Source organism: Nonomuraea sp. NPDC048892, assembly GCF_040649735.1.
GTDB lineage: Bacteria > Actinomycetota > Actinomycetes > Streptosporangiales > Streptosporangiaceae > Nonomuraea > Nonomuraea maheshkhaliensis.
The window spans coordinates 469010-491953 of record NZ_JBEZFZ010000004.1 but is presented as its reverse complement, the minus strand read 5'-3'; the positions used below and the strand labels follow the sequence as shown (position 1 = coordinate 491953).

Annotated in this window: 19 protein-coding genes; 2 read left to right on the top strand and 17 right to left on the bottom strand. The window is 70.9% G+C overall.

What is annotated here, in order from left to right:
- Positions 1–95: 95 nt before the first annotated feature.
- On the bottom strand, positions 96–2732 hold the full coding sequence (gene ppdK / locus AB0C28_RS16005; protein ID WP_358074993.1) for a pyruvate, phosphate dikinase: 2637 nt from the start codon (positions 2730–2732) through the stop codon (positions 96–98).
- 231 nt (positions 2733–2963) lie between these two features.
- Between ppdK and AB0C28_RS16000 the strand changes: the two genes are divergently transcribed.
- Positions 2964–4316: a cytochrome b N-terminal domain-containing protein gene (locus AB0C28_RS16000; protein ID WP_357836900.1), complete on the top strand. Its 1353-nt coding sequence runs from the start codon at positions 2964–2966 to the stop codon at positions 4314–4316.
- A 63-nt stretch (positions 4317–4379) separates the two neighbouring features.
- Here the strand turns inward: AB0C28_RS16000 and AB0C28_RS15995 are convergent, their stop codons facing one another.
- From AB0C28_RS15995 to AB0C28_RS15950, 10 genes are all read right to left on the bottom strand, one after another.
- Positions 4380–5567: a HAMP domain-containing sensor histidine kinase gene (locus AB0C28_RS15995; protein WP_346115336.1), complete on the bottom strand. Its 1188-nt coding sequence runs from the start codon at positions 5565–5567 to the stop codon at positions 4380–4382.
- Positions 5564–6229 carry a response regulator transcription factor gene (locus tag AB0C28_RS15990; protein ID WP_357836903.1) on the bottom strand — a complete coding sequence of 222 codons (666 nt, stop codon included), beginning with the start codon at positions 6227–6229 and terminating at the stop codon, positions 5564–5566. Before AB0C28_RS15990 ends, AB0C28_RS15995 begins: the two co-directional genes overlap by 4 nt.
- Positions 6230–6238: 9 nt before the next feature.
- On the bottom strand, positions 6239–7231 hold the full coding sequence (locus tag AB0C28_RS15985; RefSeq protein ID WP_358074990.1) for a trypsin-like peptidase domain-containing protein: 993 nt from the start codon (positions 7229–7231) through the stop codon (positions 6239–6241).
- A 5-nt stretch (positions 7232–7236) separates the two neighbouring features.
- Entirely contained in the window at positions 7237–8181 is a 945-nt protein-coding gene (locus tag AB0C28_RS15980) for a VWA domain-containing protein (RefSeq protein ID WP_358074987.1), read from the bottom strand.
- Positions 8178–9131 (bottom strand): DUF58 domain-containing protein, encoded by a 954-nt coding sequence (locus AB0C28_RS15975; RefSeq protein WP_358074984.1) that lies wholly within the window; start codon positions 9129–9131, stop codon positions 8178–8180. Before AB0C28_RS15975 ends, AB0C28_RS15980 begins: the two co-directional genes overlap by 4 nt.
- Entirely contained in the window at positions 9128–10108 is a 981-nt protein-coding gene (locus tag AB0C28_RS15970) for an AAA family ATPase (protein WP_358074981.1), read from the bottom strand. The genes AB0C28_RS15975 and AB0C28_RS15970 overlap by 4 nt, the downstream gene beginning before the upstream one ends.
- Positions 10105–10263, bottom strand: coding sequence for a hypothetical protein (locus AB0C28_RS15965; RefSeq protein WP_346106269.1), 159 nt, complete (start codon positions 10261–10263; stop codon positions 10105–10107). The genes AB0C28_RS15970 and AB0C28_RS15965 overlap by 4 nt, the downstream gene beginning before the upstream one ends.
- 180 nt (positions 10264–10443) lie before the next feature.
- On the bottom strand, positions 10444–13554 hold the full coding sequence (locus AB0C28_RS15960; protein ID WP_358074978.1) for a M14 family zinc carboxypeptidase: 3111 nt from the start codon (positions 13552–13554) through the stop codon (positions 10444–10446).
- A 223-nt stretch (positions 13555–13777) separates the two neighbouring features.
- Entirely contained in the window at positions 13778–15163 is a 1386-nt protein-coding gene (locus AB0C28_RS15955) for a glycine--tRNA ligase (protein ID WP_346106273.1), read from the bottom strand.
- 92 nt (positions 15164–15255) lie between these two features.
- Positions 15256–15543: an antibiotic biosynthesis monooxygenase gene (locus tag AB0C28_RS15950; protein WP_357836919.1), complete on the bottom strand. Its 288-nt coding sequence runs from the start codon at positions 15541–15543 to the stop codon at positions 15256–15258.
- Positions 15544–15601: 58 nt separating this feature from the next.
- Between AB0C28_RS15950 and AB0C28_RS15945 the strand changes: the two genes are divergently transcribed.
- Complete coding sequence (locus AB0C28_RS15945; RefSeq protein WP_357836922.1) at positions 15602–15958, top strand: DUF6703 family protein; 357 nt, start codon at positions 15602–15604, stop codon at positions 15956–15958.
- 43 nt (positions 15959–16001) lie between these two features.
- On the opposite strand, the gene AB0C28_RS15940 is transcribed toward AB0C28_RS15945, so the two are convergent.
- The 6 genes from AB0C28_RS15940 to sucC are packed head-to-tail and all read right to left on the bottom strand — an operon-like array spanning position 16002 to position 22928.
- Positions 16002–17543, bottom strand: coding sequence for an aldehyde dehydrogenase family protein (locus AB0C28_RS15940; RefSeq protein WP_357836925.1), 1542 nt, complete (start codon positions 17541–17543; stop codon positions 16002–16004).
- A gap of 6 nt (positions 17544–17549) precedes the next feature.
- On the bottom strand, positions 17550–19271 hold the full coding sequence (gene gcl / locus AB0C28_RS15935) for a glyoxylate carboligase (protein WP_358074975.1): 1722 nt from the start codon (positions 19269–19271) through the stop codon (positions 17550–17552).
- A complete protein-coding gene (locus AB0C28_RS15930; protein WP_358074972.1) occupies positions 19268–20128 on the bottom strand; it encodes an NAD(P)-dependent oxidoreductase in 861 nt (286 codons plus the stop codon). Before AB0C28_RS15930 ends, gcl begins: the two co-directional genes overlap by 4 nt.
- Entirely contained in the window at positions 20125–20898 is a 774-nt protein-coding gene (locus AB0C28_RS15925; RefSeq protein ID WP_358074969.1) for a TIM barrel protein, read from the bottom strand. The genes AB0C28_RS15930 and AB0C28_RS15925 overlap by 4 nt, the downstream gene beginning before the upstream one ends.
- Positions 20895–21794: a succinate--CoA ligase subunit alpha gene (gene sucD / locus AB0C28_RS15920; RefSeq protein ID WP_358074967.1), complete on the bottom strand. Its 900-nt coding sequence runs from the start codon at positions 21792–21794 to the stop codon at positions 20895–20897. Before sucD ends, AB0C28_RS15925 begins: the two co-directional genes overlap by 4 nt.
- Positions 21795–22928, bottom strand: coding sequence for an ADP-forming succinate--CoA ligase subunit beta (gene sucC / locus AB0C28_RS15915; protein ID WP_358074964.1), 1134 nt, complete (start codon positions 22926–22928; stop codon positions 21795–21797). It lies immediately after the preceding gene.
- Between the last annotated feature and the right edge of the window lie 16 nt (positions 22929–22944).

Here is a 22944-nt window from a genome sequence, read left to right as displayed (position 1 = left end):
CGTTTACCGCATGCTGGCGACAGCACGCGTGTTTCGGGAGAGTTTCGTGGGGTTTGTGGGGCTCTGTCAACAGCCCCACCAACCCAACGGGAACGTCAGCGGGTGTCGGAGTCGGTGTCGGTCAGGGCGGCGCGGCCGGCTTCCAGCCGGGCCACCGGGATGCGGAACGGGCTGCAGGAGACGTAGTCGAGGCCCACGTGGTGGCAGAAGTGGATCGAGGCAGGGTCGCCGCCGTGCTCGCCGCAGATCCCCAGGTGCAGATCGGGCCGGGCGGCCCTGCCCTCCTCGACGGCGATCTTGACCAGGCGGCCCACGCCCTCCTCGTCCAGGGACTCGAAGGGGGAGACGCCGAAGATGCCGAGGTCGAGGTAGCGGGAGAAGAAGGCCGATTCGACGTCGTCGCGCGAGAAGCCCCACACCATCTGGGTCAGGTCGTTGGTGCCGAAGGAGAAGAACTCGGCCGCCTCCGCGATCTGGCCCGCGGTCAGCGCCGCCCTGGGGACCTCGATCATGGTGCCGACCAGGGCCTGCACGCCGGCCTCCGCAAGGATTCTGACGGACTCCTCGCGGACCGCCTCCAGCTCCTGTACGGCGGCCACCAGCGGGATCATGATCTCGGGCCTGGCCCCCGGCACCTCCTTGGCGGCCTGGGCGATGGCCCTGACCTGCATCGCGAACAGGCCGGGGATGACCAGGCCGAGACGGACGCCGCGCAGGCCGAGCATCGGGTTCTGCTCGTGCAGGCGCTTGACCGCGGCCAGCAGTTTGCGGTCCTTGTCCGTGGCAGTGTCTGTGGCGGCCTTGACCGACAGGTCCACGATGTCGGGGAGGAACTCGTGCAGGGGCGGGTCGATCAGGCGGATCGTGACGGGCGCACCGTCCATAGCCTGAAATATGCCGATGAAGTCGGCTTTCTGGAGCGGCTCCAGGGCGTCCAGGGCCTGCTGGCGGGCCTCGTCCGTGGTGGCCAGCACGAGGTCCTCGACCAGCTGGCGGCGCTCGCCGAGGAACATGTGCTCCGTACGGCAGAGCCCGATCCCCTCACCGCCGAAGCGGCGGGCGCGGGCCGCGTCCTCGTTGGTGTCGGCGTTGGCCCTGATGCCGAGCCTGCGCGCCCCGTCGGCGTGCCGCATGATGCGGTCGACCGCGCGGACGAGATCGTCGCCCGGCTCGGAGGCGCCCTCGAAGTACTCCACCACGGCCGAGTCCACGACGGGCACCTCGCCGAGGTAGATCTCGCCGGTCGTCCCGTCGATCGAGATGACGTCGCCCTCGGAGACCACCACGCCGCCGGGGGCGGCGAAGCGGCGCTCGCCGGTGTGCACCTCCAGCTCCTCGGCCCCGCACACGCACGTCTTGCCCATCCCCCGCGCCACCACGGCGGCGTGGGAGGTCTTGCCGCCCCTGCTGGTCAAAATGCCCCTGGCGGCGATCATCCCGGCCAGGTCGTCGGGGTTGGTCTCGCGGCGGACGAGGATGACGTCCTCGCCCTGCCCGGCCAGCTCGACGGCGCGCTCGGAGGAGAAGACGACCTTGCCGACGGCGGCGCCGGGAGAGGCGTTCATGCCCTTGGCGATCTTCCGCTTGGGGGCACCCGCGTCGAAGCGGGGGAACATGAGCTGGGCGAGCTGGTCGCCGGTGACCCGGGTGACGGCCTCGTCCATCGTGATGAGGCCCTGGTCGACGAGCTGAGTGGCGATGCGGAACGCGGCCCCCGCCGTGCGCTTGCCGACCCGCGTCTGCAACATCCAGAGCTTGCCGCGCTCGATGGTGAACTCGATGTCGCACAGGTCGCGGTAGTGGTTCTCCAGCACTTCCATGATCCGCAGCAGCTCGTCGTACGAGTGCCGGTCGATGTTCTCCAGCTCCTGCAGCGGGATCGTGTTGCGGATCCCGGCCACCACGTCCTCGCCCTGGGCGTTCTGCAGGTAGTCGCCGTAGATGCCCTGCTGTCCCGTGCCGGGGTCACGGGTGAAGGCGACGCCGGTGCCGGAGTCGTCGCCGTAGTTGCCGAAGACCATGGCCATGATGTTCACGGCAGTGCCGAGGTCGGCGGGGATGCGCTCCTGGCGGCGGTAGAGGATGGCGCGCGGGGCGTTCCACGAGTCGAAGACGGCCATGACGGCCAGGCGCATCTGCTCGCGCGGGTCGGCCGGGAAGTCCTTGCCTGTCTGCTCGCGGACGATCCCCTTGTAGGTCTCCACCAGCCCCTGCAGCTCGCCCGCGTCCAGGTCGGTGTCCTGGCGCCGGCCCTTCAGCGTGTCGAGCGCCCGTTCGAACAGGTCGCCGTCGATGCCGAGCACGGTCTTGCCGAACATCTGGATGAGCCTGCGGTAGGAGTCCCAGGCGAAGCGGTCGTTGCCGCCGGCCTGCTTGGCCAGCCCTTGGACGGACTCGTCGTTGAGCCCGATGTTGAGCACGGTCTCCATCATCCCCGGCATGGAGAACTTCGCCCCTGAGCGGACGCTCACCAGCAGCGGATCGCCGGCCTGGCCGAGCTTCCTGCCCATCCGGGCCTCCAGCGCCTCCAGTTGCCCGGCGACCTCCTGGTCCAGCCCCTCCGGAACGGAGCCTTCCGTCAGGTAGTGGCGGCAGGCCTCGCTGGTGATCGTGAATCCAGGGGGAACGGGCAGCCCGAGGTTCGTCATTTCGGCGAGGTTCGCACCCTTACCGCCGAGAAGATCTTTCTGATTCCTGTTGCCCTCGGTGAAGTCGTAAACGTACTTGGCCACCACACGCTCCAATCAAACGCCTCTGTCCCGGACTCTACCGGGGGAATTGATGATGAAACTGCACTCCCCTCTTAAGTCACCGTTTGCGCTGGTAAAGGGCACATGAAAGGTCTAATCCAATTATACGACCAGCAGGTATGAAATTGGATTAGACCAATTGGTTTAAACCAATTCTTGAGAAAGGCGGCCTTCGGGTGCAGAATCGGATCACACCCCCACCAGGAGGCCCCCATGGCCACTCCTACCAAGCCCGGACGGCGGGCCCGCGTGCTCACCGGCTCCGCCAGGGCCGCCGTCGGCTCGGCGCGCTACCTCGACGACCGGCTGCCGTTCGGGCGCTGGTTACGGCCGCAGCTGCGCAAGCTCTTTCCCAGCCACTGGTCCTTCCTGCTGGGCGAGCTGGCGCTCTACTCGTTCGTGCTACTGATCCTCACGGGCACGTTCCTGACGCTGTTCTACAAACCGAACCCCGACGTGGCCTACGAGTCGGTCGTGGAGATCAGCGTGCAGGTGCGCGGCGGGCTGCTGATGCGCCAGCTGCACCACTGGGCGGCGACGGTGTTCGTGCTGGCGATCGTGGCCCACATGTGCCGGGTCTTCTTCACCGGGGCGTTCAGGAAACCTCGCGAGCTGACCTGGATGCTGGGGGCGCTGCTGTTCGGGCTGGCCCTGTTCGAGTCGTTCCTGGGGGTCTCGCTGCCCGCCGACCAGCTCGCGATGACGGGGCTGCGGCAGGCGCAGGGGCTGCTGCTGTCGATCCCGCTGGTGGGGACGTACCTGTCGGCGTTCGCGTTCGACGGCGGCTTCCCCGGCCAGGTCATCCCGCGCGTGTTCGTCACCCACGTGCTGCTCGTGCCCGGCATCCTGCTCGCCGTGGTGCCGCTGCACGCGCTCATCCTCACGTGGCGGCAGAAGCACACCGAACGGCGCGCCACGGCCGCCGGCGAGCAGACGGTGACCGGCGGGCCGTTCTTCCCTTACTTCGCGGTCAAGAACGGCGCGACGGCGCTGTTCACGATCGGGTTCATCGCGCTGCTGGCCACGTTCGTCCGGGTCAACCCGGTGTGGGAGCACGGCGCCTACCGTCCGGGCGGCGCGCCGCCGTCGGCGCAGCCGTTCTGGTACGCCGGGGTGCTGGAAGGGGCGCAGCGGCTGGTTCCCGCTTGGGAGGTCACGGTCGGCGGCTACGTGCTGCAGTTCGGGCTCTGGGTCCCGCCGCTGGTCCTGACCGTCTTCTTCGGCGTGCTGCTGTTCTACCCGTTCCTGGAGCGCCGGTTCACCGGCGACCACGACGTCCACCACCTGCTCGACCGGCCGGCACAGGCGCCCGCGCGGACGGCGCTGGGCGTCGGGGTGATCACGTTCTTCACCGTGCTCTGGGCGGGCACGTGGGTCTCGGCGCCGCCGCCGGTGATGAGCTCGGCGCCCGGGTTCCCCGCGCCGCCGCCGCCCGCGCCCGCGCTGCTGACGGTCCCTCCTGAGACCTACGAGCTGGTCGTGCTCGGCCTGCGGATCGCGGTGGTCGTGCTGCCGGTGGCGGCCTTCCTGCTCACCAGGGCCTGGTGCCGCCGCAGGCCGGACTAGGGTTTCCCGAGCTTCAAGTGTTCCCGAGCAGGCCCGTCTCAGGCGTTCCCGAGCAGGGCGGTCTCAGGCGTTCCCGAGCAGGTCGGCGAGGGGGTTGTGGCCGGGCGGCGTGCCGGGCACGCCGCCGCGCGGAGGCAGCCAGAGCACGAACGTGGACCCCTGGCCCAGCTGCGAGAACACCGCCACGCGGCCCCCGTGCGACTCCACGATCTGGCGGACGATGGCCAGGCCCAGGCCCGTGTGCCGGTCCCTGCGGCTGGACTCGCCGCGCCAGAAGCGGTCGAACACCCGCGCCTGGTCGGCCTCCCGTAGCCCGGGGCCGTCGTCGCCGACCGCCGCCCAGAGCCAGCCCTCGTCCCGGCCCGCCGAGGCCCTGATCGTGCCGCCGGGCGGCGAGAGGCGTACGGCGTTGGAGAGCAGGTTGGCCACGGCGCGGCGCAGCGCGTCGGCGTCGCCGGTCATCTCCAGCCCCGAGCCCAGGTCGCGGACGATCGCGATCCGGCGCGCCGCGGCGGGGGCGGCGTACTCCTCGCACGCCTCCCCCACCACCCTGGCCAGGTCGAGATCGGCGTCGGCGAACGCGGTGCCCTGCCGCCTCGCGGTGGCCAGCAGGTCCTCGACCAGCCGGGTCATGCGGGTGGTCGCGCGGTCCACGATGGCCACGGCCCTGACCCGCTCCTCCTCGCTGGCGTCGGGGGCGGCCAGCACGGCGTCCACGTTCGCCCTGATGATGGTCAGCGGGCTGCGCAGCTCGTGCGAGGCGTCGTCGATGAGCTGGCGTTGCGCGCTGAACGCCTCCTCCAGCCGGTCGAGCATGGTGTCGATGGTGTCGGCCAGGTCCTTCAGCTCGTCGCGCGGTCCGTCCAGCTCGATGCGCCGCTTCAGGTCGGTGGCCTGGATCTCCTCCGTCGTACGGGTGATCGCCCTGACCGGCCGCAGCACCCGCCCGGCCAGCACCCAGCCGATGCCCAGGCTGGCCACGTACAGGGCGGCCAGGGTGTAGAGGGAGTAGTCGCGCAGCGTGGCCATGGTCTGGACGTTGACCTGGTTCTCCACCTCCTCGACGAAGACCACCTCGCGCTTGCCGAGGTATTGGTTGCCGCTGTACGCCTTCGCGAACTCGGTCGTGACCGGCCGCTGGTCGGTGGTCTTGGACACGGCGAGGTAGATGCCGCCGAGCACGAGCGCGGCCAGCACGAACAGCAGCCCCGAGTAGAGCACGGTGATCCGGAAGCGGATGGTGTGGATCACGACGGCTCCTTCAGCCGGTAGCCACGGCTGATCACGGTCTCGATCAGGCCCTCTTCCTGCAGCTTGCGGCGCAGGTTGCCGACCGTGACGCGGACGGTGCTGGTGAACGGGTCGGTGTGCTCGTCCCAGACGTGTTCGAGCAGTTCCTCGGCGGACACGACGTGGCCCGGCCTGGTCATCAGGTAGTGCAGCACGCCGTACTCCTTCGGGGTCAGCGCCAGCGACCGGCCGTCGAGCGACACCTCCAGCCTGGCGGTGTCGATCCGCAGCCCGCCGACCTCCAGCACGGAGGTGCCGCCCCCGGTGTCCCTGCGCAGCAGGGCCCGTACCCGGGCCAGCAGCTCGGGGAAGGCGAACGGCTTGACCAGGTAGTCGTCCGCGCCCTCGTCGAGGCCGCGGACCCGGTCGTCGAGGCGGTCGCGGGCGGTGATCATGATGATCCGTACCCCCTGGCCGGCCGAGCGCACGGTCCGGCAGAGCTGGAAGCCGTCGCCGCCGGGCAGGTTGAGGTCGAGCAGGACCAGGTCGTAGGTGTTGACCTGCAGCTTCTCGTGCGCGGAAGGGGCGTCGTAGGCCACGTCCACCGCGTACCCGGCCCGGACCAGGCCGACGCGCAACGCGTCGACCAGGTCTTCTTCGTCCTCCACCACCAGCAGTCGCATATTTCGAGCCTAGTTTCGGATGATGCGGTCCGCGATGGGCGCCGCCCGGTCGATGGGGATGGCGAACCCGATGCCGATGTTGCCGCCTCCCCTGCCGGACGCGATCGCGGTGTTCACGCCCACGACCTCGCCCCGGCCGTTCACCAGCGGGCCGCCGGAGTTGCCCGGGTTGATGGAGGCGTCGGTCTGCACGGCCGTACGGGAGAAGCCGCCCAGGCGCACCTCCCGGTCCAGCGCGCTGACGATGCCGGCGGTGACCGTCCCCGACAGGCCCAGCGGCGAGCCGATGGCCAGCACCTGCTCCCCCACGGACAGGTCGGAGGACCGGCCGAGCGTGGCCGGGGTAAGCCGGCTCGGGTCGTCCAGCTCCAGCACGGCCAGGTCCTCGCCGTCGTCGGCGCCGGCGACGCGGGCGGGCAGCCGGCTGCCGTCGCTCAGCACCACCGTGACCTGGCTGCTGCCCCTGACCACGTGGGCGTTGGTGAGGATGTGTCCGCGTTCGTCCACCGCGAAGCCGGAGCCGCCGCTGCTGCGCGTCTCGATCTGGACGACGCTGGGCAGCACGCGGGCCGCCGTCGCGCTCAGGCCGGTCAGCCCGGCGGAGGGGACGGGTGCCGCCCTCGGGAGGGCGGCGACGGGGGCCGGCGCGGGCCCTTCGAACAGCCCGGCGCCGGCCGTGGCCACCGCCGCCCCGCCGAGCGCGCCGGTCAGCGCCGCCACGAGCCCGGCCGCCACCAGCAGCCGCCCCCGGGGCGACTCGGGCGCGCTCCGCCCACCGTCCGTCCCCGGGACGGACACGGCCGGTACGGGACGCGGCGGCGGCCCGATCAGCGGCGGCAGCACGGGCGGCGGTGAGACAGGCGGCGGGCCGCCGGCCGGGGGCTCCAGCCGGGCAGGCGGCGGGCCGCCGAAGGCCCCCCGCCGGGTCGGCGGCGCGTCGTCGGGCTCCGGCCGGGCGCCCGGTGCCGGGCTCAGGAAGTCGGGCCCCTGCGGGTTGCCCATGCCTCTCACGGCAGCCTCGAGAACCACAACATCGACGTCATCGCCGCGATGAGCGCGAAGATCAGCCCCGCTCCGACGAACCACTGCCAGACCTCCTGACGCTCGATCCGATACCCGACCGACGTGCCGATGTCCTCATAGACCGCCTGCAACTCGTCGCCGCTGGCCGCCTCGTAGAAGCCGCCGCCGGCCGCGTCGGCCAGGCCGCGCAGCGCGGGCCCGTCCACCGGCACCGGCACCTCCTGTCCGCCCAGGCTGATGGTGCCGTCCGCCGTTCCGTAGGCGATGGTCGTGACGGGGACGCCCCGCGAGGACGCCTGCGCCGCCGCGTCGGGCACCGTGCGGCCGGTGGTGTTGGAGCCGTCGGACAGCAGCACGATGTGCGCGGGAGGCGCCTCCTCCTCCGAGTCGAGTGCGGCGATGGCGTCGAGAGAGGAGAAGACGGCCTCGCCGATGGCGGTGCCGGAGCCGGTGCTGAGCCGGTCGAGCGCGCTCAGCACCGTACGCCGGTCCGTGGTGGGCGGCACGGCGACCGAGGCCGACGCCGAGAACGACACCAGGCCCAGGTTGAACCGCTCCGGCAGGCCCTGGACGAACTGCCTGGCCGCCTGCTTGGCCGCCTCGAACCGGTTGGGCGAGACGTCGGTCGCCCCCATGGAGGCCGAGACGTCGAACGCCACCATGATCGTCGCCCGTTCGCGCGGCACCCGCACCTCGGCCGTCGGCCGGGCGAAGCCCACCACGAGCAGGGCGAACATGAGCAGCAGCGCCGCCGCGGGGACGTGCCTGCGCCAGCCGGGCCGCCGCGGCGCGACCTTGTCCAGCAGGTCGAGGTTGGTGAAGCGGACAGCGTAGGAGGTCCTGCTCCGCAGCGCCATGACCACGTACGTCACCGCCAGCAGGGCCACGGGGACGAGCAGCAGCAGCCACAGGGGCGCGAGGAGGCTCACGCGGCGTCACCTCCGCCCTCCGGCGGCCGCCCCTGCCGGGTCGGCCCCGTCGCCAGCGCGGCGAGGCGCCGCTGGCGCATGACGTGCCTGACCAGGTCGCGCACCCAGTCCCGGTCCGTACGCAGCCGCAGGTGGGCGGCCCCGGCCCGGCGCAGTCCCTGGGTGACGGCGTCGCGCTGCCCGGCCGCCGCCTCGGCGTACCTGCGCCGCAGCCGCGCGCTGCCGGTGGCGACCTCGCGCCGCCGTCCCGTCTCCGGGTCGACGAGCGTCAGGATCCCCACGTCGGGCAGGCTCAGCTCACGCGGATCGACCACCTCCACGGCCAGCAGCTGGTGCCGGGCGGCGAGCGCGCGCAGCGGCTGCTCCCACGTCGGCGGCGGGTCGAGGAAGTCCGAGACGACGACGACCAGGCCGCGCCGGCGTGCCGTCCGGCCGAGCTGGTCGGCCGCCACGCCGATCAGCGGCTCGCTCACCCCCGGCTGGGTGCGCGGCAGCGCGAAGGCCGCCTGGAGCAGCGCCATCAGGTGCGGCCGGCCCGTCCTGGCGGGCAGCGCCTTGACGCCGCCGCCGTGCAGCAGGTGGACGCCGATCCTGTTGCCGGTCCGCTGGGTGAGGAAGCCGATCGCGGCCAGGGCCGACAGGGCCAGCTCCCGCTTCTCCATCGCCACGGTGCCGAAGTCCATGCTGGCGGTGGCGTCGAGCAGGGCCCAGATCTCCAGTTCCCGGTCGGCGACCAGGTCCCTGACGTGCGGTTCGTTCGTGCGGGCGGTGACGTTCCAGTCCATCCGCCGCACGTCGTCGCCCGGCTGGTAGGGCCGCGACTCGGCCGGCTCGCTGCCCGGACCTGGCACCAGGCCGAGATGTTCGCCCTGGAGAAGTCCATCGAGTCTCCTGGTGATCGTCAGTTCGAGCCGGCGCAGCGCGGGCTCGGCCATCAGGTACGGCCTCATGCCACGGCCTCCTGCTGCGGGGCGATGACCGGCATCGGCACGGCCGCGAGCACGCGGTCCACGATCTGCCGGGGCATGACCCCGTCGGCCAGGGCGTCGAAGGAGAGCACGAGCCGGTGTGCCATGACGTCGTGGGCGAGGTCGCGTACGTCCTCGGGCAGCACGTACTCGCGCCCGCGCATGAGCGCCAGCGCCCGCCCGGCCGCGAGGAGGCCGAGTGTGGCCCTGGGGCTCGCCCCGAAGGCCAGCAGCCGGTCCACGTCCTGCACGCCGTAGCGGCCGGGGTCGCGGGTGGCGTAGACGAGGCGGACGGCGTACTCGGCGACCGCGTGGTGCACGAAGGCCTCCTCGGCCCGGCGCTGCAACGCGACGACCTGCGCCGGGCCGAGGATGTTCTGGGGCACGGGCGGGTCCACGCTCATGCGGTAGACGATCGCCAGCTCCTCCGACTCGCTGGGATGGTCCACGTCGATCTTCATGAGGAAGCGGTCCCGCTGTGCCTCGGGCAGGTGGTAGACGCCCTCCGACTCGATCGGGTTCTGGGTGGCCAGCACCAGGAACGGATCGGGCACCCGGTGCGTGACCCCGCCGATGCTGACCTGGTGCTCGGCCATGATCTCCAGCAGCGCGGACTGCACCTTCGCGGGCGCCCGGTTGATCTCGTCGGCGAGCACCAGGTTGACCATGACCGGGCCGAGCTCGACGTCGAACGACTCGGTGGAGGGCCGGTAGATCCGGGTGCCGATGATGTCGGACGGCACCAGGTCCGGCGTGAACTGGATGCGGGCGAACGTCCCCCCGACCACGGTGGCCATGGTCTCGGCGGCCAGGGTCTTCGCGATCCCGGGAACCCCTTCGAGCAGGCAGTGCCCCTTGGCCAGCACCGCGACGAGCAGCCGCTCGACCATGTGGTCCTGGCCCACGATCACCCGCTTGACCTCGAACAGGGCCCGTTCGAGCAGCGCCTGGTCCGTCATGGCCGCAGGCTTCCGTAGTGGCAGTCGTCCATGACGACCCGCAGCTCCAGAGCGGTCGGCTCCGGATCGGCGAACGCGGCGCTCCCCGTCGTGAACGACGTCATGAGCAACGCGACGGCCGCGAGAACCACCAGAGCGAAACGTGATGTACGCATTGGATTCCTCGTCCCTCGTATCGGCTTACGACGAATGTCATCAAGAGACCGCGAAAACCCGCGTAACCGCCGCCTTTACACGATCTTTCGGTCTCTCACCGCACGAAACGGCCACCCCCTGAGCGGAGGTGGCCGTTCCGTGTGGTGCTCAGCCGATCAGCCGTTCGGCAACGCGGCCGCTCAGCCGATCAGGTACCGCAGGATCTTCCGCAGTGACGCACTACGCGCCGCGTCGCTGCCGAGCTGCTCCAGCCCGAAGCCGAGCAGCACCGTGTCCTTGGTGGTCACGGCCGCCGTCCGGTCGGCGGAGGCGCGGACGAAGTCGCCGCCGCCGGTCGGGCTGCCCGCCGGAGGTCCGGGGGTCGCCCAGGCGCCGAGCCCGGTCTCGAAGCCCTCGGCCTGGGTGGTGCCGCCGATCGTGGTGAGCCGGGTGTCGTCCACGAACGCGCCGACGCCGCCGGTGGCGGGGTCGGTCACGTAGCTGATCGACACCTCGACCTGCTGCCCGGCGTAGGCGGACAGGTCGAACGCCACCTGCTGCCAGCCGCCCGAGTCGCCGGTGAACCGGTTCCACGATCCGCTGCTCCCCGTCGGCTGACAGGGGTTGCCGCGGGTCAGGTAGTGCTCCAGCCACGGGTGCTCGTCCAGGTAGAAGTCGGCCTCGCACTCGGACGGGACGCCGGTGTCGGTGCCGCCGTTGAGGTCGGGCAGCGTGGTCCAGTTCTCCTGGCCGACCGTGTGGGCCTCGACGATGACGTTGTCGTAGCCGGGCTCGGTGTCGAAGGAGAGCTGGAAGGCCAGCCGCGGCTGCTGCGCCGCCGTCACGGAGCCCAGGTCGATCGTCCTGGTCAGCCGCATGTACGAGTCGTCGACGTGCGGCCCGGCCATGTACCAGGCGCCTTCGACGGGGTCGAACGGTCCCGGGGCGCCGAGCGCGTAGTCGGCGGCCGGGGTGCCGGTGAACCTCGGGAAGTCCGTGCCCATGGGGAACAGCACACCCGCCTCGTCCACCGGGTTGTCCACCGTGGCGGGGCCGCCGAACGTGCCACTGGTCCCGGCCAGCGGGCCGGTGCCGGTGAAGCCGCTGGGGTTGGCCCGCGGCAGCCGGCCGGCCAGGCCCATGTAGTACTGGGTGAAGTCGTCGGCCAGCAGCAGGCACTCGTCGAACAGCCCCTGGATGGTGGTGACCACGCAGTCGCCGTCGGGGTTGCCGTCGATGCCGTAGTAGATGCCGCCGACGATGGTGTCGAGAATGCCGTAGTACGCGGCGGTCTCGCCGGTGTAGAGGAGCTTGCCGCCCTCGTTCAGGTAGTCGCGGACGGCGATGGTCAGGTCCTGCTGCGAACGCTTGACGTCGGCGTCCGGCAGGTTGCCGAGCGGGGTCACGGTGACCACGTCCTGCTGGTCCATGGACAGCCGGTTGTCGCCCAGCTCCCACACCAGGCCCTTGAAGTGCGACAGCACGCCGAGGTGGTGCGGCACGCCCTGGGCGTCCACGTCCCACGTCTCTGAGGAGTACCCGGCGGCCTGGAGGGCCTGCTTGTACCGGGTGGCGTACTTGGGCGCCGTGACGCTGTCCGGATAGTCCGGGTTGAAGCCGGTGTAGTCCTCGTTGGCCAGCACCAGCACCTTGGCTCGCGAGTCCTTGGCCAGCCGGTAGGTGAAGTGCTCGCTGGAGACGACGCCGGCGCCGGGCTTGACGCCCTGGAACCAGACCTCGACCCGGTCACCCGGTCGCGCGCCGGTCACGGTGGCGCGGTACTCGGCGAAGTAGAGGTCGTTCTCGTCGCCGTAGCGCTCGCCGCCCTTCCACTCACTCAGCGGCTTGACCCGCGCGGGGCCGCCGTTGATGCGGTAGCGCAGCACCTTGTCGCGCAGGGACCGGCGGGCGGTGACCGCCACCGGCTGCGGGTCGCCGTATGAGACGGAGAAGGAGTCGGGCTGGAAGTCGGGCACGGTGCGCCCGACCACGGAGACCGGCTTGTCCGGCGTGTGCACGGACTTGGCCGCGGCCAGTGCCAACGGCACGTTGCGCAGGAACTCGTCCTGGATGAGCGCCTCGCTGTCGGGGAAGGTGAAGCCGAGGCCGCCCGCGCAGTCCGCCAGCGTCCACTCGTCGTTCGGGTCGCGCTCGACGGCGTCCTCACACGTGGACATCTCGGGCGTGATGGACATGATCTTCCGTACGTTCGTCATGTGCCCGTCGAGCTCGCCGTTGGTGGTGTAGAGCTCGGCGCCGATGTCGGGGTCGTAGCCCTGGACGGCGGGGTTGGCGTCGTCGCCCAGCAGGGCCTCGAAGATCAGGTCGTCGGGCGACGGGGTGGCCTGCTGCCAGCCGACCCCGTACAGGAGCAGCATGGCGGCCGAGTGGTAGTTCAGCAGGTACGTGAACCGCACCCGCTTGGCCAGGTTGTCCAGCGCCACGGTCTCCGGCTCCGACTGGGCGGCGGCACCGCGGTAGGTCTGGCTGGAGGCGAGGCTGGAGGAGCCCTCGTCGTCGTAGCGCCACTTGTAGGAGAAGTTGCGGTTGAGGTCCACGCCGTCGTTGCTGGTGAGCTGCCCGTCGCCGTCGTTGTCGCGCAGGTTCTTGCGCCACAGGCGGTTGTCGGGGGTGAAGGTGTGGTCGTAGCCGTCGGGGTTGGCGACCGGCAGGAACCACAGCTCGGTGGTGTTGATCAGCTTGGTCAGCTCGGCGTCGGCGCCGTAGCCGTTGAGGAAGTGGTGCAGCAGGCGCCGCACCATCTCGGGCGTGATCCACTCGCGGGCGTGCTGCGCGGCCGAGTACAGCATGGCCGGGCGCTTGCCGTCGCCCAGGGTCCTGGCGTTCTTGGTCACCTTGATCGCGGTGATCGGCGTGCCGTTGAGGCTGTTGCCGAGCTCGACGACCTTGGCGATGCCCGGCTTGGCGTTCGCCGCCGCGACGATCTCTTCGCGGATGCCTCCGGCGCCCGCGTACCGCTTGAAGACCCCGTCCGCCTGGAGTGACCGGCGGGCGGCGGTGTTCTGGGCGCGGAGGGTGACGCCCTGGCCGGCGAGGGAGTCGGCCAGCGCGGAGGCCAGGATCACCTCGACGGTGACCTTGCCGTCCGCCCGTTTGACGATCCGCATCTCCTCGCGGTCCACGCCCGCGGCGACCAGCTTGGCGAGCTGGTCGGCGGTGAGCTCACCGCTGTAGACGAAGACGCCGTCGGGCCCGCTCTGGGGTGGTTTCGGCACCGCCGAGGCGGGCGGGATGGTGAACGAGCCGAGTAACAGGAGCATGCCGGCGAACATGATCAGTGCGCGCTTCATCGCGCCTCCGAAGAGTCAGCCCCCGAATTGCCGCTAAGGATGCCCGCAATGTCCGCGTATGCCGGGGGCTTGTCAATCATGACGGCCACATCCGGTCAAACATTTGACGACTTGGCCCGCAGCACACTCTCGCCCGGACGGACAGCGCGACCGGAACGCGGCGCACACGCCGACGGGCCGCCCGCCGAGAAGTCGGCGGGCGGCCCGTCAGGTCAAGCGTGGATCAGTCGTTGAGGTGCTGGCGGAGGTAGGCGTCCACACCGTCGATGGAGATGCGCTCCTGGGCCATCGAGTCACGCTCGCGGATGGTCACCGCGTGGTCCTCAAGGGTGTCGAAGTCGACCGTGATGCAGAACGGCGTGCCGATCTCGTCCTGGCGGCGGTAGCGGCGGCCGATCGCGCCCGCGTCGTCGAACTCCACGTTCCACCGGCGACGCAGCTGCGTGGCCAGGTCGCGGGCCTTGGGCGACAGGTCGGCGTTGCGCGACAGCGGCAGCACCGCGGCCTTGACCGGCGCGAGCCGGTGGTCGAGCCGCATGACCGTGCGCTTCTCCAGCACGCCCTTGGCGTTGGGCGCCTCGTCCTCGCTGTAGGCGTCGAGCAGGAACGTCAGCGTGGCGCGGTCGACACCGGCAGCCGGCTCGATGACGTAGGGGACGTAACGCTCTCCCGTGTCCTGCTCGAAGAAGCTGAGGTCGGTGCCCGACGCCTTGGAGTGGGCGGTCAGGTCGAAGTCGGTGCGGTTGGCGATGCCCTCGAGCTCGCCCCACTCAGAGCCGGTGAAGTTGAAGCGGTACTCGACGTCGACCGTGCGCTTGGAGTAGTGGGAGAGCTTCTCCTTGGGGTGCTCGTAAAGGCGCAGGTTGTCCTTGTTGATGCCCAGGTCGGAGTACCAGCGGAAGCGCTCGTCGATCCAGTACTGGTGCCACTCCTCGTCGCTGCCCGGCTTGACGAAGAACTCCATCTCCATCTGCTCGAACTCGCGGGTGCGGAAGATGAAGTTGCCCGGCGTGATCTCGTTGCGGAACGACTTGCCGATCTGGCCGATGCCGAACGGGATCTTCCTGCGCGCCGACTGCTGCACGTTGAGGTAGTTGATGAAGATGCCCTGCGCGGTCTCGGGCCGCAGGTAGGCCAGGCCCGACTCGTCCTCGACCGGGCCGAGGTAGGTCTTGAGCAGGCCGCTGAACTGCCGGGGCTCGGTGAAGGTGCCCTTGTTGCCGCAGTTGGGGCAGGTGATGCCGGCCAGGCCGCCCTCGGGCTCCTTGCCGTTCTTCTCCTCGTAGGCCTCGATGAGGTGATCGGCGCGGAAGCGCTTGTGGCAGGACAGGCACTCCGTCAGCGGGTCGGTGAAGGTGTCGACGTGGCCGCTGGCCCGCCACACCTCGGGGGCCAGGATGACGCAGGAGTCGAGGCCCACCACGTCGTCGCGCGACTGGACCATCGACAGCCACCACTGCCGCTTGACGTTGTTCTTCAGCTCGACGCCCAGAGGACCGTAGTCCCACGACGCGCGCAGTCCGCCGTAGATCTCGCTCGACGGGTAAACGAGCCCGCGGCGTTTGGCGAGGCTGACGATGGTGTCCATGACGTCGGTGCGTCGTGCCATTTGGTTGGTTCTCTTTCCGGCTGGAGGTCGGCGAGTGAAATCGGTGAGATCCCAGCTTAGGGGACGGGCGCCGCTCTCGCGCGCGACTAGGGCTATGCCCCGTCGCGGAGGTAGACGTCCTCGTACGCGCTGGGTTCGTGGACCATGAGGATCATCAGCGGATACATCACCATCCTGGACGCGGAAAGCGCTCTTCGGTAGAACCCCGCGCCCTCCCATTCCGACACCAGCGCCCACAGATTGGGCTCGTCCACCGAGCGGGCCAGCCTGCCCCGCTGGTAGCCCGGCTGGGTGGCGAACGCGTCGAGAATCGTGTGGCCCTGCTTGACGAAGTCCTGCGACTGGGACTCTGGGACGGTGTATCGGATCACGGCGAGCACCCGACCAGCCTAAAGGCGCTCATCCCCCCTGGCGCCCCATCTCCCGTAGGCTCTGGACGTGGCCCCTCAGAACAAGCGCGGCGGCAAGCGTCCCATCCCGCAGGGCGAGCAGTTCTTCACGCCCGGCGCGACCGGCCTGCGCGCGGCGGTGGAGCGGCGCAGCGCCGTGCCGATGACGTTCCTGTTCACCCAGGTGCCCCGGTGGGTGGCGCCGGTTCTCCTGGTGATCCTGCTGCTGGTCGGGTTCGCCGTGGCCAATCCGCTGGGCGGCGTGGCCGTGCTGCCGGTGCTCGCGTTCATCGGGTGGCTGGGCTACCTGTCGTGGCCGTCGCTGAGCGTGGGCGGCAAGCTGTTGCGGGTCGCCATGCTGACGTTTCTCGTCCTGCTCGTGGCGACCCGCTTCGGGGCCTTCTGAGCCCGTCAGCCCGTCTCTGAGACTGCCCGTCGATAAGCCCGGGTCACGGGAGCAGGGTGTAGTGGGGGAAGTTGCCCGGCAGGCGCTCCGTCTCGCCGTCCCCGCCGCTCGTGGCGGCGCGGACGAGCAGGTCGCCGCCGACGAACGCGCCGCGCCACGACGCGCCGAGCCCGCCGAAGAGCTCCTCCCTGTCCCCGCGCGAGCGCGGCCTGTTGTGGCCCACCTTGAACGCGCGGATCTCGGGCGCGAGCCGGGCGAAGGTCTCCTCCCGCTCGCAGGACAGGGTGGCCACCAGTGCGCCGTTACTGGCGTTCATCGCGGCCAGCAGCTCCGCCTCCGTGTCCACCAGCACGATCGTGTCGACCGGGCCGAACGGCTCGGCGTGGTGGAGGGGTGAGGAGGGCGGCGGGTTGAGCAGCGCCGTCGGAGCAAAGTAAGCGGAAATATCCTGACCGGGGAGGAAGTGTCCGGACTCCAGGGACGCCCGATGGATCGGCACGCCGCCCCTGGCCACCGCCTCGTCCACCTGGTCGGCCAGTTCCTTGGCCTTCGAGGCGTTGACCAGCGGCCCGAAGTCCAGCTCAGGCAGCGGGTCGTCCGGATCGGCCACCGCCAGCGGATGCCCGAAGCGCAGCGAGCCCACGGCCTGGAGGTAGGCGGCCAGGAACTCGGGGAAGAGCGAGCGCTGCACGACGAAGCGCGGGTAGGCGGTGCAGCGCTGCTTGGCGTAGTCGAAGGACGCCCTGATCTGCCTCGTGAGCAGGTCCCAGTCGCCGTACTCCCACACGCCCCAGCAGTTGAGCCCCTCCTGCTCCAGCACGTGCCGGCGGCCGAGGTCGGCCAGCGAGGTGGCCACCTTGGCCCCGGCGTCCCTGCCGCCCACGAACGAGACGCACCCGAGCGAGCGCCCGGCCACCAGCACCGGCGACAGCTCCGCCCCTCCCCCGCTCACCAGCGTGAACGGCAGCCCCTCTCGGACGGCCAGGGCGCTGGCCAGGGTGAGGCAGCACAGCCCGCCGTCCGTGGGCGTCTTGGCGATCACCGCGTTGCCGGCCAGCGCCTGGATCAGCATGGCGTGCATGAGCACGCTCATCGGATAGTTCCAGCTGGCGATGTTGCTGACCGGGCCGGGCAGCGGCACCCGGCCCTCGACCATGCGGTCGATCTCGCCGACGTACCAGCGCACGCCGTCCAGGCAGCGGTCCACGTCGGCGCGGGCCGTCTTCCACGGCTTGCCGATCTCCCAGACCAGCAGCAGGGCCAGCAGGTCGCGGTGCGCCGCCATGGACTCCACCGCCGCCGACACCATGGCCTTGCGCTCGGCGAGCGGCAGGTAGCGCCAGCGGTTGTGCTCCTCGACCGCGCCCGCCGCCGCGCGGCTCGCGCCCGCCCGGTCCAGCCGGGGCAGGCCGGCGATGGCGGTGCCGTCCAGGGGTGAGAACGCCGGAACCGGGCGCCCGTCGCGGTGCCAGATGCCGCCCCAGTGGTTCAGCACCCGCTCGTCGTGGAAGGCCTCGGGAGCCACCGAGCAGCACTGCTCGTAGGCCTCCCGCCAGGATGTGCCCGGCTTGAGCCGCATGTGCATCCCTCCTCAGTCGGACCAGTCGGCGGTGATGAGCTCGGGCAGCGGCTCGAACTCCTTGATCGCCTCCAGGGACGGGCCCATGGCGGCGTTCGCCTCGCGTTCCACCATCACCTCCACCAGCACGGGCAGCCGCTCGCGCGCCGCCTCCGCGCTCGCCCAGGCCAGCGCGTCGCGGATGTCGCCGGGCAGTTCGACCCGGCGCGCCGGGCAGCCGAACGCCTCCATGGCCTTGACGTGGTCGATGCCGCCCTCGCCGTAGTGCAGGTCCACGGCGTAGTTCATGTCGTACGGAAGCTCCGCCTGCCTGATGAGCCCCAGATACTCGTTGTTGATCATGACGATGACGAACGGGATCCGGTACTGCGCCGCCACCGCCACCTCCTCCATCAGGAACTGGAAGGAGTAGTCGCCGACCACCGCCACGACCTGCCGTTCCGGATGAGCCAGCTTGACCCCCATGGCGGCCGGCACCTCCCAGCCCAGCGGCCCGGCCTGCCCGCAGACCAGGTAGCGGCGCGGCAGGTACGTCGTCTGGAACTGGCCCGACCAGATCTGGTAGAGCCCGATCGCGGTGACGAACGTGGTGTCCCTCGGGAAGTAGTCGTTCACCTCCTTGAACACCCTGGGCGGCTTGATCGGCACGTCGTCGAAGTCGTCCCTTCGCCCCAGCGTGCCGCGCAACTCCCCGACCTTGCGCACCCACTTGCCCGCGTCGCGCGGCTCGCTCCTGCGGCGGGCCTCGTCGCGCAGCGCGGCCAGCACGGGCCTGGCGTGGCCGACGACGCCGAGATCGGGCTGGAAGACCCGGCCGATCTGCAGGGGGTCGATGTCCACGTGCACGAACTTGCGCCCACGCCGGTAGACGTCGAGGTCGCCGGTGTGCCGGTCGCCGAACCTGGCGCCCACGGCGAGCACCAGATCGCTCTCCAGGAACGCGGCGTTGCCCCACCGCGTCTGCGTCTGGATGCCGGCCATGCCGGCGAAGAGCGGGTGGTCCTCGGGGAAGGCGCCCTTGCCCATGAGCGTCACCTGCACGGGGATCTGAAGGTGCTCGGCCAGCGCGCGCAGCTCGTCGCACGCCTCTGCGCCGATCACGCCGCCGCCGGCCAGGATGATCGGCCGCCTGGCCCCCTCCAGCAGGTCCATGGCCGCGCTCACCGCCCTGGGCAGGGGCTGCGGCACCTCGACGGGCAGCGGCGCGTCCACGTCGGGGTCGTACAGGCACAGGCCTCGCTGGACGTCGATCGGCAGGTCGATGAGCACGGGTCCCGGCCGACCTGAGCGGGCCCGCCTGAACGCCTCCCTGAACACCCACGGCGCCTGAGCCGGCTCCTTGAGCTGCACCGCCCACTTGGTCACCGGCCGGGCGATCTCCACGATGTCGACCGCCTGGAACGCCTCCTGGTGCAGCTTGGAGGTCATGGCCTGGCCGGTGATGCAGATCATCGGGATGGAGTCGGCGAGCGCGGTGTAGAGGCCGGTGATCATGTTCGTGCCCGCGGGGCCCGAGGTGCCGATGCAGACGCCGACGTTCCCCGTGACCCTGGCCCAGCCGTCGGCCGCGTGGGTGCCGCCCTCCTCGTGCCGTACGGTGATGTGCCGGATCGAGCTGTGCTGGAGCGCGGCGTAGAGCGGCAGGATGGCCGCGCCGGGGATGCCGAAGACGGTGTCCACGCCCTCCGACTCCAGCACCGACACCACTGCCTCCATGCAGGGCACCTTCTTCATCCGTTCAGCCTTTCGATCACCTTGAGCAGGGCGGAGTGGTCGAGCGAGCCGTGGCCCTGGGCCCTGGCCGCGGCCACGAGCTGGGCGACCTGACCGGTGAGCGGCAGGCTGACCCCGGCCTCGCGGGCGGCGGCGACGGCGATGCCCATGTCCTTGTGGTGCAGGTCGATGCGGAAGCCTGGGGCGAACTCCCGCTTGAGCATGGTGTGCCGCTTGAGGTCGAGGATGCGGGAGCCGGCCAGGCCGCCGGCGAGCACGTCCAGGCCGGGCCCCGCGTCCACCCCCGATGCTTCGAGCAGCACGATCGCCTCCGCCACCAGGCCGTAGATGCCGCCCACGACGAGCTGGTTGGCCGCCTTGACGGTCTGGCCCGAGCCCGCCGGGCCGACGTGCACGACGGTGGTGCCGAGCCGGCCCAGGACGGGCCTGGCGGCCTCGACGTCCTCGGCGTCGCCGCCGACCATGATCGACAGGGTGCCGTCGATGGCGCCGCGCTCGCCGCCACTCACGGGGGCGTCCAGGGCCCGTACGCCGGCCGCCTTGGCCTGCCTGGCGACCTGGCGGGAGGTCTCCGGCCTGATGGTGCTCATGTCGACGTACAGCAGGTCGGGCTTGCCGTACTCGACGACGAGCGGCGCCACTTCCTCGACCTGGGGGGAGTCGGGGAGCATGGTGATCACCACGTCGGCGCCCGCGACCGCGTCCACGACGCCGGTGGCGGGCTTGCCGCCCAGCTCCGCCAGTTGTTCGACGCGGGCGGCGCTCACGTCATAACCGGTCACGACATATCCGGCTTTGAGGAGGTTGGCCGCCATCGGGCTGCCCATGATCCCCAAACCGACGAACCCGATGTTCATTCCTGCCTCCAGTCGAACGCGTCCGGCCCCTCGTGCCGGTACTCCAGGCCGACGTGGCCGCGGTAGCCCGCCGCCTCCAGCCGGGCGAGGATCTCCGGGTACGGCATGTCCCCGGTCCCCGGCCGTCCCCTCCCGGGGTCGTCGGCGATCTGCACGTGCCCGAAGCGCGCGCTGTGCCCGTCGATGAGCGCGAGCACGTCCTCGCCCATCCGGTGCAGGTGGTAGAGGTCGGCCAGGAAGGCCACGTTGGGCCGGTCCACCTGGTCGATCAGCTCGAACGCCGCCTGCGACGAGGTGATCGGATAGTCCGGGTTCTCGTAGGAGTTGAGGGCCTCGACCACCACGGTCGCGCCGATGCCCGCCGCCGCGTCGGCCGCCCGGCGCAGGTTCGCCACGGCCAGGTCCCTGTCGGTGCCGGGGTCGTTGCCGTACAGGGCGTTGAGCACCGTGCAGCCCAGCTCCCCCGCGAGCCGGACCGCGACGTCGATGTTGGCCTGGAAGCGGGCCGAGCCGCCGGGCCTGGCCAGCAGGCCGCGCTCGCCCGCCGCCATGTCCCCGGCGTCGAAGTTGAGCCCGGCCAGCCGCACGCCGGCCTCCTCGATCGCGCTCCTGAGTGCGCCCAGCTCGGCGGCGCCCGGATCGGGCGAGCCGAACGGCCACCACAGCTCGACCGCGTCGAACCCGGCCTTGGCCGCCGCCGCCGGACGTTCCAGCAGCGGCAGGCCGGTCAGCAGGATGGAGAGGTTGACGTCGAAACGCACCGCGCTCACGTCCTGGTCCCGCGCGGCACGCGGTTCAGCTCGGACCGCATCAGCCGGGCCGTCTCCGAAGGGGTGCGCCCGACGCGGACCCCGACCGCCTCCAACGCCTCCTTCTTGGCCTGGGCGGTGCCGGACGAGCCGGACACGATCGCGCCCGCGTGCCCCATCGTCTTGCCCTCGGGCGCGGTGAACCCGGCCACGTAGGCGACCACGGGCTTGGTCACGTTCGCGGCGATGTAGGCGGCGGCCCGCTCCTCGGCGTCGCCGCCGATCTCGCCGATCATCACGATGGCGTCGGTGCCGGGATCGTCCTGGAACGCCTGGAGGCAGTCGATGTGCGTGGTCCCGATGACGGGGTCGCCGCCGATGCCGACGGCGGTGGAGAAGCCGAGGTCGCGCAGCTCGTACATGAGCTGGTACGTCAGCGTCCCCGACTTCGAGACCAGCCCGATCCGCCCGGCCGAGGTGATGTCGGCGGGGATGATGCCGGCCGACGACTGGCCGGGGCTGATCAGGCCAGGGCAGTTGGGCCCGATGATCCGGGTGCGGCCGCCGTTCGCCAGGGCGCGGAAGCGCACGGCGTCGTGCACGGGCACGCCCTCGGTGATCACCACGCAGAGCGGCACCTCGGCCTCGACCGCCTCCTGCACGGCCGCGGCGGTGAACCGGGGCGGCACGAAGATCACCGACACGTCGGCCCCGGTCTCCGCGACCGCCGCCGCGACCGAGCCGAACACCGGCACCGTCCGCTCACCGAAGTCCACCGAGGTGCCGCCCTTGCCCGGCGTCACCCCGGCCACGATGTCGGTGCCGGCGGCGAGCATGCGGGCGGTGTGCCGGGTGCCCTCCGCGCCGGTCATGCCCTGGACGAGCACCCGGCTGTCCTTGGTCAGAAAAATCGCCATTTACGCACCTACCGCGAGTCGAGCCGCCGTCTCGGCGGCGCCGTCCATGGTGGAGACCTGGCGCACCGCCGGGTGCCGGGCGTCACTGAGGATGCGCCGGCCCACCTCGGCGTTGTTGCCGTCCAGCCGTACGACGATGGGCCTGCCGTGGCCGCGCTCGCCGAGGAGTTCGAGCGCGGTGACGATGCCGTTCGCCACCGCGTCGCACGCCGTGATGCCGCCGAAGACGTTGACCAGCACCGAGCGCACGTCGGGGTCGGCCAGGATGATCTCCAGCCCGTCGGCCATGACCTTGGCCGAGGCGCCGCCGCCGATGTCGAGGAAGTTGGCGGGGTCGGCGCCCGCGCCCGCGACCACGTCGAGCGTGCTCATGACCAGCCCGGCGCCGTTGCCGATGACGCCGACGGTGCCGTCCAGCTTGACGTAGTTGAGCCCTTTCGCCTTGGCACGGTCCTCCAGGCTGTCGGTGCTCTCCTCGTAGTCCTCCCAGGTGTGCCGGAAGGCCGCGTTGTCGTCCAGGGTGACCTTGCCGTCGAGCGCCACGATCCGCTGGTCGGTGGTGCAGATCAGCGGGTTGACCTCGACGAGCAGCGCGTCCTCCTCGACCAGCACCCGCCACAACTGCGCCAGCACCCCTGCCGCCTGCTCGGGCAGCCCCGCCTTGGCCGCCAGCAGCCTGGCGGTTTCGGCGTCCACGCCCGTCGCGGGGTCGATCGGCAGTCTCACGATGGCGTCGGGGTCGGTGGCGGCCAGTTCCTCGATCTCCATGCCGCCCTGGGCCGACACCATGGCCAGGAACGTGCCCTCCGCCCGGTCCACCAGGAAGGCGGCGTAGTACTCCTCGAACGGGACCGTCGCGGCCTCCACCAGCACGCGGCGCGCGATGTGTCCCTTGATGTCCATTCCGATGACGCGATCGGCTTCCGTGGCGGCCGCGGCCGGGCCCGCCGCCGGTCTGATCCCGCCCGCCTTGCCCCGTCCGCCGGTCTTCACCTGGGCTTTGATGACCACGGGCGCGTCCAGCTCCGCCGCGATCTCGCCGGCCTGCGCCGGAGTGGTCGCGATCGCGCCGGCTGGTACGGGGATCCCGTGACGCCCGAAGAGCTCCTTCGCCTGGTACTCGTACAGGTCCATTCGAGCCTCCTTTGTA